Origin of the sequence: Thermoanaerobacter wiegelii Rt8.B1 (genome assembly GCF_000147695.2) — a bacterium.
GTDB classification, from domain to species: domain Bacteria; phylum Bacillota; class Thermoanaerobacteria; order Thermoanaerobacterales; family Thermoanaerobacteraceae; genus Thermoanaerobacter; species Thermoanaerobacter ethanolicus.
Genome location: NC_015958.1, coordinates 786490 through 800293, shown reverse-complemented (window position 1 = coordinate 800293; position 13804 = coordinate 786490). Strand labels below are relative to the sequence as shown.

Annotated in this window: 8 protein-coding genes and 2 pseudogenes; 6 read left to right on the top strand and 4 right to left on the bottom strand. The window is 35.2% G+C overall.

What is annotated here, in order from left to right; all coding sequences use genetic code 11:
• Nucleotides 1-93 precede the first annotated feature (93 nt).
• Both THEWI_RS03800 and THEWI_RS03795 read left to right on the top strand, forming a co-directional pair.
• Complete coding sequence (locus THEWI_RS03800) at nucleotides 94-1407, top strand: DDE-type integrase/transposase/recombinase (protein ID WP_014062505.1); 1314 nt, start codon at nucleotides 94-96, stop codon at nucleotides 1405-1407.
• Nucleotides 1408-1424: 17 nt separating this feature from the next.
• Nucleotides 1425-2225 (top strand): ExeA family protein, encoded by an 801-nt coding sequence (locus THEWI_RS03795; RefSeq protein WP_014062504.1) that lies wholly within the window; start codon nucleotides 1425-1427, stop codon nucleotides 2223-2225.
• A 194-nt stretch (nucleotides 2226-2419) separates the two neighbouring features.
• On the opposite strand, the gene THEWI_RS03790 is transcribed toward THEWI_RS03795, so the two are convergent.
• The gene (locus THEWI_RS03790) at nucleotides 2420-4108 is read right to left on the bottom strand and encodes an ATP-binding protein (RefSeq protein WP_014062503.1); all 1689 of its coding nucleotides are present in this window, start codon (nucleotides 4106-4108) and stop codon (nucleotides 2420-2422) included.
• A 451-nt stretch (nucleotides 4109-4559) separates the two neighbouring features.
• On the opposite strand from THEWI_RS03790, the pseudogene THEWI_RS03785 reads away from it, so the two are divergent.
• A pseudogene (locus tag THEWI_RS03785) lies at nucleotides 4560-5800 on the top strand (IS110 family RNA-guided transposase).
• A 605-nt stretch (nucleotides 5801-6405) separates the two neighbouring features.
• Here the strand turns inward: THEWI_RS03785 and THEWI_RS03780 are convergent.
• From THEWI_RS03780 to THEWI_RS03770, 3 genes and pseudogenes are all read right to left on the bottom strand, one after another.
• Nucleotides 6406-7525 (bottom strand): annotated as a pseudogene (locus THEWI_RS03780) (RNA-guided endonuclease TnpB family protein).
• Nucleotides 7519-7926, bottom strand: coding sequence for an IS200/IS605 family transposase (tnpA, locus tag THEWI_RS03775; RefSeq protein ID WP_014062500.1), 408 nt, complete (start codon nucleotides 7924-7926; stop codon nucleotides 7519-7521). The pseudogene THEWI_RS03780 and the gene tnpA overlap by 7 nt, the downstream one beginning before the upstream one ends.
• A gap of 228 nt (nucleotides 7927-8154) precedes the next feature.
• Nucleotides 8155-10641, bottom strand: a complete 2487-nt coding sequence (locus THEWI_RS03770; RefSeq protein WP_014062499.1) for an O-antigen ligase family protein — start codon at nucleotides 10639-10641, stop codon at nucleotides 8155-8157.
• A gap of 196 nt (nucleotides 10642-10837) precedes the next feature.
• On the opposite strand from THEWI_RS03770, the gene THEWI_RS03765 reads away from it, so the two are divergent.
• The 3 genes from THEWI_RS03765 to THEWI_RS03755 all read left to right on the top strand — a co-directional run bounded on the left by THEWI_RS03765 (nucleotide 10838) and on the right by THEWI_RS03755 (nucleotide 13485).
• Nucleotides 10838-11833 carry an ABC transporter substrate-binding protein gene (locus THEWI_RS03765; RefSeq protein ID WP_014062498.1) on the top strand — a complete coding sequence of 332 codons (996 nt, stop codon included), beginning with the start codon at nucleotides 10838-10840 and terminating at the stop codon, nucleotides 11831-11833.
• Between the two features lie 100 nt (nucleotides 11834-11933).
• Nucleotides 11934-12680 (top strand): ABC transporter ATP-binding protein, encoded by a 747-nt coding sequence (locus tag THEWI_RS03760; protein ID WP_014062497.1) that lies wholly within the window; start codon nucleotides 11934-11936, stop codon nucleotides 12678-12680.
• Nucleotides 12673-13485, top strand: coding sequence for an ABC transporter permease (locus tag THEWI_RS03755; protein WP_014062496.1), 813 nt, complete (start codon nucleotides 12673-12675; stop codon nucleotides 13483-13485). Before THEWI_RS03760 ends, THEWI_RS03755 begins: the two co-directional genes overlap by 8 nt.
• Nucleotides 13486-13804 lie beyond the last annotated feature (319 nt).

Sequence of the window (13804 nt, the reverse complement as noted above, 5' to 3'; positions counted from 1 at the left end):
TTTCTTAGCAACATAGCTTTTTCCTTTAATGTCCCCCAGATATGAGCTAAAATTACGATTAAGAAATCAAAAAAGTGAAGGGGGAACATATAAATGCTTGATGAAAAAGCGAGAGAAGCTATAGCATTAAAGAGATTTTCACTGATAAGTCCGGTGTTAAACGGACAGGTAAAAAATCAGAAAGAATATTTTGATGCTCTTTCCGATAAACCTATTGAGATACCTTATCTTGGAATGAGAAGATATACTCCTAAGACACTTAGAGGGTGGCTGTATCAGTATTTAAGAGGTGGTATAGAAGCGTTAAAGCCGGGTTATCGAAGTGACAGAGGCAAATACAGAAAGATAGACTTTGAACTTTCAGAGAGAATAAAGCAAAAGAAGCTTGAACATCCTGAAATGCCCAACAAACTTCTTTATGAGACATTGATAGGAGAAGGAATAATATCACCGGATAAAGTATTCCTTTCGACATTCTATAGGTTTTTGAAAAACATTCCTGTAAAATCTCTAGATAAAGAAAAAGAGGGTAAAACAAAGAGGTTTTCCCATGAATACATCAATGAACTGTGGCAAACTGATGTCATGTATGGGCCATATATTAAAGAAGGTAAAACAAAAAGACAAACGTACCTTATTGCATATATAGATGATGCTTCAAGGCTTTGTACCTATGCTCGCTTTTACTATACCCAGAATTTTTTAGCTTTAAGAGACTCATTTAAAGAGGCGGTGCAAAGAAGGGGGATACCCAAAATGCTTTACACTGACAACGGAAAGATATATAGAAGCAGTCAATTGGAATATATCTGTGCTTCACTAGGCACATCTCTTATTCACGCTGAGCCTTTTTCACCTCATTCAAAAGGAAAAATAGAAAGATTCTTTCATACGGTGAGAATGAGATTCTTAAGCACAATAGATCCTACCTCCGTAAAGAGTATAGATGAACTCAACATGATGTTTTTTAAATGGCTGGAGGAAGATTACAACAGAAAAGAACACAGCAGTATTGGCATGAGTCCTTTAGATTTTTTCATGTCACAAATATCAAGAATAAATATGTGTAACATAGATATGTTGAATGAATGTTTTCTCATAAGAGTAAATCGTAAGGTAAATAAGGATGCTACACTTAAAGTGGAAAATATACTTTATGAAACAGAAGAAAAGTTTAAAAATATGCACTTAGAAGTCAGATATGACCCTGAGTGGCTTAAGGATAATACACCGCTTCTACTTTATTATGAGGGCAAAAAAGTGGGGGAAGCGTATAAAGTGAATTTTCATGAGAATGCTAAAATTCCTGCTGCGTATATAAAAGGCAAAAATGACGTAAACGAAAATGAAGAAATAAGTGATTTTACCAAGCATAAAGTAATCTCTTTTAACGATATCATTGATTGAAAGAGAGGTGCCTTAAAGTGTTTACCCAATATTTTGGAATGAAATTTAATCCATTTTCTAAAGAGATAAGTGTAAACGACCTTTACATAAGTGAAGACATTGCCGAATTAAATGCCAGGTTAAAATATTTACAAGAAACAAGGGGTATAGGACTTATCGTTGGGGAGGCCGGTTCAGGTAAATCTACTGCATTAAGAAGATATGCTGAAAGCCTCAACCGTTCTACATTTAAACCATGTTATTTCGCTTTATCTACACTTACAGTGAGAGAATTCTATCAAGCATTGGCTATGATTTTAGGCGAAACACCCTCATACAAAAAAGTAACGCTCTTTTACCAGATACAAAGAGCGATAACAGAACTTTACTATAGCCAGAAAATAACTCCTGTCATAATATTAGATGAAATACAACTGGTTTCTAATGATGTTCTTGAAGATTTGAGAATAATATTTAACTTTAATATGGATTCTCAAAACCCGTATATATTGATACTTTCAGGACAACCACACATAAGAAACAAACTAGCTCTCAATGTAAACAGTGCACTAAGGCAAAGAATTTCTATAAAGTATGTGATGCAAGGGCTAAAAAAAGAAGAAATTCAAGATTATATAAAAACAAGAATGAAAATAGCCGGAATGATGGATGATATATTTACACCATCAGCATATGAAGCAATATATTCCCTAACAAAAGGGCTCCCAAGGATAATAAATAACCTGGTAACAGCTTCTTTACTCTATGCGTATTCTAAAAGGCTAAGAGAAATAGACGAAGAAGTAATATACCAGGCACAAAATGAAATCAGTTTATGAGAGTAGCACTTTTTGTGTTACTCTCAATTTTATTATATATTAATTAAATAAAATTTCAATAACAGATATTAACATATTTTGGCGGTAATGCTCTTGGAAAGTGAAAAAAATTTTTAATCAGGCTGTAATAATTTGAGAAAAAATACTTTTATGCACTTAAAAAATGCCATTATAATTTGAAAATCTTTGGAGATTTAATTTGAGAATTGACAATCTTTTCCTATGAATATAATGAGCGCTTGCTTTACATCTTTTCTCTCTTTTAGCCCTTTGCTTTCTCTATACCTCTTAAGCTGCTTTATTCCCTCTTCTTTTATCTTATCTACCTTGTCCTTCTCACTCTTCTTTATATACTTTAACTCTATTAACCACTCGTATTTTACATCCGGTATCCTTATATCCCTCTCTAAGTATATGTCTATATACCCTCCCTCTGTCTCTCTCTCACTTATCGGCCTATAGGCCTTACTGTTTACAAGGTACGTAATTAAAATCACCTTTATATATTTTTCGTCAAAGTTTATTATATCCCTGTTCGACAGCACCTTTAGCACATTCTGGCTTATATACTCTATATACGGTTTTATTCTCCCTTCATACGCCATCTCTTCTATGGTCTTCCTTAATTCATTTAGGTCAAGATTTATTTTGTATTCTTTCTTTAAATTCGTTTCTATATATTCCCACATTATTGTCTTGATTACGTAATTGGGTATTTTTAAAAATAATCTCGTTTTTTCTTGTCTCTCTATCGTGAGTAACCCCATATAGAATAACAACGATATAAAGTATTCTTCGTCGTACATTCTGTCAAATGAAAATTTTGTTACTATTTCCGCTACTATCCCTTCCTCTTTTATGATCCTCTCTAGCAATGCCTTGTTCTCTTCATTCATTGTAAGCCTGTTTAGCCTGCCATAGTCTGTCTTTACATTGTCGTCTATTAGATACTCTGGATATCCTCCTGTGTTTTTGTATTGTGCTAAAAAGTATAGTACCATGTCTGGATTGTATACCCTTGTCTTAGCATTTTTGTTGAATTTATAGCCATCGTATAATTCCCTTAAGTTATTTATTAAATTCTCTTTTTCCTCTATCCCTACTTCTTCTAATATCTTCACCACTTCTTCTTCTGTAAATCCCAGCATCTCATTTAAGCTTAAATCCATTGTGACGTTTAACGCTATGTTAAATCCACTCGTTAAGTCGTCCAACATTATTGGCGATATCCCTGTTATGAATATCCTGTCTATTACACTCTCTGTCCCTATCTTCAATGTCTCATAAAAGTCTCTTACAAAGCCTGATGCCCTTACTATCTCTCTGTAAAATTCATTATCCCCCATCGCTATTATGTCATTGGCAAAATGGTCGTATTCGTCTATTATTAGATAAATCTTTTTACCTACTTTTTTTACTTCATTTATAATCGTCATTATAACTGCATTTATATCCGTTATTTGGTCAATTTTTTTCCTTATTTCTTCCGTATTTTCTAATATACCCTCGTATCTGCCTAATAAAGCATTTATTGAATTTTTCATACTTAACAAAAAGGACTCTTTTAGTTTGTCTTTGTTTTCTGTGTTTAGGCCTGAAAAATTCAGCTTGAATATCATATAACTGTTCTTCAGTTTTGTTGGGTTCTTCCCTATATATAAGTCGCCAAATAATTTTTCAAAGTCTTTTTCATTGTTTATGTCATAGTAGTTCTCTAATGTGGAAAGAAATAGACTTTTCCCAAATCTCCTCGGCCTTATGAAAAACAGATATTTGCTATTTAGATTCTCTATCTTCTCTATATACATCGTCTTGTCTACGTAAAGGTATCCTTCTTCTCTCATCACTCTGAAATTGGACATCCCATAGGGTATTTTCTTCATCTTTACCACCTCTCGTATAATATGATTGTAAACCACATCAAAAATTTAATAATAAGCACACAAATTAAATCCTTAAAAACCATTTTTGCCCTGGTAAAACAATCTCATAATTAAATCTCTCATTTTTTATTTAAATGGTCCTTTGTCTCTGATAAACTTAAGAGTGGAAGGTCCCTTTTAAGTTTACTGAGGTAATTTTGAACTCACCTCTGTGGCATGCTGGTAAAGCAGCATTACCACTCGGTAAAGACTGAACCTCTGGAGTTATTTGAGTAATACATACTCGTTTGTTGTGCCTCTTTAGCTTATCTGGCCATCGCTTGAGCATCGATGGTCAGGCACCCTATAAGCTTAATCTGAGCACTAATCACGGCGAGGGTGTATTACAAATAACTCTCAGAGACAAAGGACCTTCAAAAAACTTTTTTCAAAAAGGAGCGTGAATTTATCCATGAGCTCTACACTTATTGTGGGCATTGATATCTCTAGCGAATTAAATGCTGCTTCCTTTATTGATGAGGCCGGTAACCGCTTAGTTAAAAAAGCTTTATTCTTCCCCAATGATTTAGATGGCGCTCAACAGCTTATAGATTTTACTGTATCTATTGCTCAACAGTTCAATATTTCATCCATTAAATTTGGCATGGAAGCTACTTCACACTATGCCTGGCATTTGCATACTTTCCTGGCTTCTTCTCCTGAACTTGCTCCCTTTAATCCTCTATTCTACGTCATCAATCCTTCTATCATTAAATCTTTTAAAGGCGCTTATATCCATCTTCCTAAAACAGACTCCATTGATGCAGCTGTTATCGCCGAATGTGTTAGATTTGGACAGGTCAAACCAACTCCTCTCCCAGACTTGAGATACGCTGCACTACAAAGGCTCACTCGCATGCGTTATCATATTGTCCGCAGTCTGGTCCGTGAAAAAAATCGTGCCCTAAGCCTTATTTCTTTCAAGTTCTCAACCTATCCTTCAGAGTGCCCTTTTAGCAATATATTTGGTAAGGTTTCCTTAGCTATCATTGAAAATTTTACTCCTGATGATATTGCTTCCATGCCTCTTGATGACCTCATAGACTTTATTGTGAAAAACGGCAATAACAGACTCTCAGATCCTACTCAAATCGCCAAAACTTTAAAAGCTGCTGCTAACAGAGCTTACAGGCTTCATCCTGATCTTGCTGAAGCAAACGACTTAGCTCTTTCTATGACTCTCGAAAATATCCGCTTCCTTGAATCCCAACTTAAAAAGCTTGACGGCAAGTTTAAAGACAGCTTAAAGCTTTTAATCAAACTTTAACTACTATCCCCGGTATTGGGGACGTCCTTGCTGCTGGTATCATCGCTGAAATTGGAGATATCAAAAGGTTTAATAATGAAGCTGCTCTTGCCAAGTATGCCGGCCTCATCTGGAATAAATATCAGTCTGGTAATTTCAATGCCCAGGATACTTCTTTGGTTAAGTGTGGTGATCAGTACCTGCGATACTATCTTGTTGAAGCCGCTAACTGTGTTAGGGTGCACACAGTGAGGTTTAAAGAGTACTACAACAAGAAGTATCGCGAGGTACCTAAACACCAACATAAACGTGCCCTCGTCTTAACTGCTAGAAGATTAATCCCTCTGATCTTTGCAATGCTCAGCAAAGGTCAATTATATCAAGAAAGAGGTGTTGTTAGTATTTAAATACTCTTTTGTTAAAAATTAATAAAGAACTCTATTTTGGAACTTCCAATTCCATTTATTGGTATATTGGGAGAAGGGTATCTTTTTGCCTTTTTGCCCTTTAAATGCCTCAAAAATTTTTTAATTACCCCCTTGACATTTTACCGTTTGTCTTTCTTCTCTTTTTTCATGCTTTTTAACTGAAATTCTTCTCCGTGCTTCGCAGGCCCTTCGCTTCTTCCAGAGTTCGCTACACCACGCTTCAGAAAAACAAAATGATAAACTATATTTTACAAAAAAAGACACACTTTATAGTGTATCTCGATGTCTACAAATTTACTACTGCTCTTTTAAAAGCTTAATATCTAACTTCGCTTCCTGCAACCTTTGGCTTAATTCTGGAATATTTTTATCAAAATTCTCTAGTTTTTTATCTAACTTCATGTTTATTTCTGTAAAAGCTTCAGGATTTACAGCAGTCCGTTCAAATGTAGCTTAGGTGAACTACCATCCACCTAAAGAGGTGGAGGCTTCCTGCTTCGTCGACCAGACTTGCTGCCGGGACTGTATCCCCAGCAGTAGAGGTCCAATCTCTACAGGCGTAAATTCGGGTGGTTCCCACCCTACTAATTGTTTATATAAACAACACCATAGTTTCTCAAGTTTTTTGCTGCATTTTCATCCCTATCATGGATCGTATTACATTCAGGACATTTCCACATTCTGTCCTTCAATTTCAGTTCTTTATAGAGATATCCACATTTGCTACATATCTTAGACGATGGAAATGTCCTATTTGCTTCTATAATTTTTCTGCCATACCACTCTGCCTTGTACTCAAGAAAACTTAAAAACTTCGACCAACTACTATCCAATATATACTTTGATAACCCTGTTTTTGATAGCCCCTTTACGTTCAAACTTTCGACCACCACGACTTGGTTTTCATCTGTGATGGTCTTAGACAACTTGTGCAAAAAATCTTCTTGCATTCTTTACATACTCATGGTCTTTTGCAAGTCTTTCTCTTGCCTTCTCCCAATTTTTAGAACCTTCTTTCTTCCTCGATAGCTGCCTCTGTAACTTTTTTAATCTCTTCTCAGCTTTAATTAGATATTTTGGATATTCAACCTTCAAACTTCCTGTATCATTTACAATTGTTGCAAAACTTTTCAAACCTAAATCTATTCCACAAATAAAATTCTTCGGCTTTTTTACATCATTTTTCGGGTCCTGTACATCTACAAGTATACTTACGTAGTACTTACCTGCTTTTGTTTTAACAACTGTTGCTGATTTTATTTTACCTTCAAACTTCCTGTGAAATATTGCTTTTATTTCACTTTTTATCTTCGGTAAATACAAGAGCCCTTTCTCAAAATCCACCCTGATTGTCTCATTTCCACCTTTAGTTCGTTGATTATTTGTTGTGTATGACTGTTTGTCTTTCTTTCTCTTGAACTTCGGTATTTCAAAATGTTTTGGATTACTGAAATGGTTTCTAAATGCCTTTTCTTGTTGTAATTGAACATTTGCAAGAGCAAGACTGTCTACTTCCCTCAAGAAAGGATATTCTTCTTTATATTTTGCTGGAGTTATTCTTGGAACTTTCTTACCTTTTCTTAGTGCTTCTAATTTTTCTTCTAACATATTGTTCCATACAAATCTACAGCAACCAAAGGTCTTTTCGAAAAATTCTTTTTGGACTTTATTAGGATATATCCGATACTTATATGCTTTCAGCATTTCCTTTTTTCACCCTGACTTTCGATATACTTTTTAATCACTTCAACTGGAGCACCACCACTTGTCAACAAACAATAACTTCTTGACCAAAAATACTCCTTCCACAGCTTTTGTTTAACTTCAGGAAACTCTTTTTTTATAAGCCTTGATGAGGCACTTTTATAAGCATTTATGAACTTAGAAAGTGATGTTGTGGGAGTTGCTTTGAATAGAACATGAATATGGTCTTTATCATGATTCCACTCAATCATGGTTATATTATAATTTGCCTGAATATGCTCAAAAATCTCTTTCAATCTTTTTGCAATCCTATCATCTATTACATCTCTTCTATATTTTGTTACCAAAATCAAATGGTAGTATAGTAGAAATACTGAATGTTTATTAGTATCAAACTTCATTGTCATCACCAGTTTTATTATATACCGAAACTAAATATTTATCAACCGCAATTCATCTCCATCTTACAGAAGATGGAGACTTCTTGCGAAATGTATGTTAAATTTGTCAACAACAAAATTCATAAATTCTTTATTTGTCACTTCATGACCCCCATATAAAACCTTTTACTAACTTCATCATACCATTCTTATTACAAGTAATCAATATAAAAAAAGAGAGATACACTTTTAATGTATCTCTTGAAGCGTCTTTTGGGATTCTTCTATTATCTGTTTGGTCATTTCAGTCATAGGCTTTGGCTCTAATGATTTAGAATTTGCTTTGTCAAACATTTTTTGTACATCTACCGCTTTTTGCAAAAATTCTTTCGCCTTTTCTTTATCTCCATTGTTTAAATAATACATACCAACCTTGTTATAAGCATCAGCTAATTGCTGATAATTTTCCGGCCTCAAGGGTTGTACTTCTACTGCTTTCAACACATATTTAAGGCCGAGGTCAATCTGCCCATGGGCAAGATAGAAGGCACCTAATTGTGCATTAAGTTGAGAATTAAAAGGCTCTAATTGTACAGCTTTTTCTTCCTCAAACATCGCCTTTTGAAGCTTTACAGCATCTTTTAACTGGTCACCAAGGGCAGTTAAAATTTGCCCATATGTCATTCTGTATTTTGCATTCCACGGGTCACAGGATACTGCTTTTTCGTAATTTTGTTCTGCCAAAACAAGATTTTGCTGCCTCAAAAAGTTGTCTCCTTTTACGGCATAACCTAACGCTACGGACATAGAGCCAGACATAAACATTACAACGAAGGCCACAAGTATCGCTAAATAGTTTAAGTAAATCTTTTTGTTTTTTACTTTAACTTTTAGTATGTCCAAAGAATTTATTACACCAATTAACGCCCAAAGTGCAATAGATACTGCAGAAAGCGATAGGTCAAAATCCATTGCAGCATGAGCATAAAGGCTTACTACGCTTACTATAACAGCAACAATTAAAATTCTATCTTTGTCCTCTAAATATCCTTTATATACTCTGTACATGCACCTAAACAGTGATACTAATAAAAATACTATAGCGATAGCTCCAATAATACCTGTATCTAAAAGCACTTGCATAAAGTAGTTATGGGTTTGTGTAGTCCAATACAGATAAGATTGGTATTTAAAATATAGTGATGCCCATGCGCCGCCACCTGCCCCAAATATAGGATAGTCTTTGAAAATCTTTAATCCATCTTTGTAAAACTGCATCCTCTGTGAGCTACTTTGAGTTGAGAGACTTATGTCTTGCACGCGGGATGCAATATCCTCTGGCAAGTATTTATATTTTAGCATTATGTTTTGTACTTCATAAGGATCATTTTTAGGATATATTTGTGCTTTTGTAAAAGTAACTGACGTGTTTCGGAAGTTATTCACAAAAGTTATAGCAAGCCTTTTTGTGTCTTTCAAAGTGGAAAATTCTATCGTTTTTTCACCTATGAAATTGTCTTTGTCGTAGAATTCTGCAATTTTAGTCGGTTGGTCATTTTCATTTCTGCTGTTTATTATTATGCCGTAAGCCCAATCCTTATTCGAGGGATTTTTGGCTACAACATCGTATTTTAACACATAAACTCTGTCAGGTTCTGCACTCACAAATCTCGTGACGCTTTTTATGCTGTCAGGCTCCTCTACATCATGTTTTAAAGTCAAAGGAACTTGTGTCGTAAAAACTATGTATCCTGCTGCTATCACAAAAATTCCAATTATAGCAGCAATAGCTATTCCTACTTTTACATTTATTTTATTGACAATAGTTACAATAAAGATTATTCCGTATGTAACAATTAGTGAAACAAAAACGCCAATCAAATACCATTTTATCAAGGTGGAAGCTGCCCCGCTGGCAACTGCCGAATTAAATTTTGCTATAGGCAATGCCGAAGCAATCACAACTCCTACAAAATACATAAAAGGTTCTATTCTTTTGCCCCTTGGCATCAAAAGCATGAGGATAATGCCAAGGAAAGGAAGCATAAGCCATGCACCGCGAGACAAGGTAAATACATAGGCGTAAAACTGTGTATAAGCAGTCACACCGTATATTGCCTTTAAATATTTATTATCAGTGTAAGAAATTAAAGCTAAATTGACAAGGAAAAAAGCCATCAAAAATGAAGCTGTTGTATTAGGGTACTGAAAAGTAGAGTTTATCCTGCCTCCTACCCATGAACCGTTGTAATGGATGAGATTAACTGAAGATCCCAGCCCCACAACCGCTACTACAAAAGAGCTTAAAACTAGCACATTTAACAGCATAAAAATTTTTTTGTTATCTCTTACGGTTCTACTAACCATAAAATACATGAACAAATAATCAAAATATCTCAAAACTTCCCCTATACTCGCCCTTATATTTACAGCAAAAAAACTAGAGATTATATACGCCCCTACAAGAGATAAAGCAGCATAGTCTAAGGTAGTACTTATTATGGGTTCTTTTTGCACAATTTTAAAAATAGCCCATATAATAAATACCGCAGAAGTCAATGCAATTGTGGGAAACATTTCTTTTTCAAAGTACATGCCTCTAAAAAAAGGTGGATAAAATACGAGAACTAAAAGCAATATATAAAATATTGTGTCTAAGCTTGCAAAACTTCTGTATGCTTTTTTCGTTTGTTTTTTTATTGTCTTGCCCTTTTTTACAGCTACTTTTTGCGCCATTTTCAATCCCCTTTTCTTGTAGCATTTAACCCATTAAGACCACAGTATATACATATTCGACAAAAATTTCACTTTTCCTTCTTTTTATCAAACTATCAATTACAAATTTAAAATCGCAAAAAGGCACAATTTGCCTCAATCACACATTTTAATTGCAAGAATATAATAAAGTGAAAATAGAAAAAGGAGGATGGGTATGAGGCTTAAGTACTTAATTGTATTCCTGTTAGTATTAGCCCTTACAGTTTCTTTTGCAGGGTGTACAAATAACAGTAAAAAACTTACAAAAATTAATTTTGTAGAAACAGTCCATTCTATTTTTTACGCTCCCTATTACGTAGCTGTAAGCCAAGGCTTTTTCAAAGAACAGGGGCTGGAACTCGTCATTACAACTGCTCAAGGGTCAGATAAAGCTGCAACGGCCGTTTTATCTGGCACAGCAGACATAGGACTTCAAGGACCCGAAACCACTGTATACGTACTTAAAGAAGGTAGAGATGATTATCTTGTAAACTTTGGGCAACTCACAAGAAAAGATGGGTCTTTCCTTTTGGGGAAAAAGCCTGAACCGGACTTTAAATGGGAAAATTTAAGAGGTAAAAAGGTAATAGGTGGAAGGCCTGGCGGGATGCCTCAAATGACACTGGAATACATTTTAAAAGAACACGGCATAAATCCAAAAACAGATTTAACCCTTATCACCAATCTTCAATTTACTGCCGCAGCGGGAGCTTTTATGTCTTCCGATGCTGATTACGTGGCGTTATTTGAACCTACAGCTTCCCTAGTTGAAAAACAAAAAGGTGGATACATTGTAGCATCAGTTGGCGCTTCCAGTCATGAAGTTCCTTATACGACTTTTAATGCAAGAAAAAGCTATATTGAAAAACATCCTGATATAATACAGCGTTTTGTAAATGCAGTGTATAAAGGACTGCTGTGGGTGGAATCTCATTCTCCTAAAGAAGTAGCGGAAGCAATTAAGCCTTTCTTCCCAGATGCTGATGTAGACCTTATGGCGACAGCAATTGAAAGGTACAAAAATCAAAACACCTGGGGCACTACTCTAAAAATGAAAGTTGAGGACTTTGATTTTCTACAAAATATACTTTTAGATGCAGGTGTAATAAAAGAAAAGGTGGACTCACATCATCTAATCAGCAACACTTTCGCTGAAAAAGCTGAAAAATGATCAAAAAGTAAAGTTTTAAATTGTGCTCAATATGTCCCTCCCATATTGAGCACAATTCCCCTTTTATTAACTGACTTTTCACATAGAAGGGAGTGCTTTTATGAATAAAATAATGGTAAGTCTCAAAGATGTATCCTTTAATTATCACACTTTAGAGGGTGAAACAGAAGCTTTAAAAAATATTTCTTTTGATGTGTATGAAGGAGAATTTATAGGAATTATAGGCCCTTCTGGTTGTGGCAAATCTACTCTTCTTTCTATTATTTCTGGTCTTTTAAAGCCTTCTTACGGAAGTGTAGAAGTAAACGGAAAAATAGGCTATATGCTTCAAAAAGATCACCTCTTTGAATGGCGAAATATATGGCAAAATGCGCTACTTGGACTTGAAATACAAAAAAGTCTAACAGAAGAGTCTAAAAAATACGTAGAAGGTTTGCTTGTAAAATACGGCCTCGGCGAGTTTAAAAACCATTATCCTAATCAATTGTCAGGTGGAATGCGACAAAGAGCCGCTCTCATAAGGACATTGGCTTTAAAACCAGACATACTTCTACTAGATGAGGCCTTTTCTGCTTTAGACTACCAAACAAGACTTGCTATATCCGATGAAGTGTATAAAATTCTTAAATATGAGCAAAAAACTGCGGTCATAGTAACTCACGATATCTCAGAGGCAATTTCTATGTGTGACAGAATTGTAGTGCTATCAAATAGGCCTGCCCATGTAAAAAAGATTTATGACATTGTCTTAACCTGCGAAGATCGATCTCCCATAGGCTGCAGAAAAGCTCCTGAGTTTAGAGAATATTTTAATTCTATTTGGAAGGAGTTGGATGTCCATGTATGAAGCAGCAACCCCTTATATTTCAAAAGAGCACAGGGAATTTCTAAAAAAAGTAAAGAGAAAAAATGTATTAATACGAGTCACTCAATTTGCATTATTAATCCTCTTTTTTGCTACATGGGAAATTGTGGCAAGGCATAAAATTGTAGACCCTTTTTTGGTCAGCCAGCCTTCAAGAATGTTAAAAACTATGATGACTTTAAGCCAGAATGGTTCTCTTTTTATGCACATATGGGTTACTTTGAGTGAAACGATAATAGGTTTTACTCTTGGCACAATAATTGGCATGATAATCGCTATACTTCTGTGGTGGTCAGACTTTTTGTCAAAAGTAGCAGAACCTTATTTGGTTGTACTTAATAGCCTCCCTAAAATTGCATTGGGTCCTATATTTATCGTTTGGATGGGAAATGGAGAAGCTCCAATAATTACAATGGCTCTTGCTATTTCATTGATAGTAACTATAATCAGCTTGCAAACGGGTTTTAAAGAAGTAGACGAAGAAAAAATAAAACTTTTAAAGACCTTTGGTGCCACAAAAATGCAAATACTTACAAAATGTATTCTTCCCGCCAGTGTCCCAACGATTATTTCCGCAATAAAAATAAACATCGGCCTTTCCTGGGTAGGAGTAATTACGGGAGAATTCTTAGTTTCTAAAGCAGGTTTGGGATATTTGATTGTCTACGGCGGTCAAATTTTTAAGTTGGATTTGGTAATGACAAGTGTCCTGATACTCTCAATACTTTCTGCCTTGATGTACATTTTTATAGTGTATCTTGAAAAAAAGCTGATAAGGTGGAAATAGAAAACAGTGTTTTTTGTCTTTTTATGTGCTAAAATATGTATTGTAGTACTATAAATGCGGGGTCAACCACCACCCGCCTATAGAGGCGGGGCTTGTAGAAGCCCCGGTTGACCAGCCTAAGGGTTTGACCCAAAGGACAAGGAAATGATAACCCTACGTTATCCCTGTCATGACACCATGGAATGCGTCCCAAGTTCCATGCTCTGTCGTGCAGATTTAAACAGTCCTGGGTGGTAGGGGCAGTGGTCTGAACACAACAAGCAGGAATAACATTGGCGATGGGAGATGCAGGTATAGTCATGCACTCACAAAACTGAAC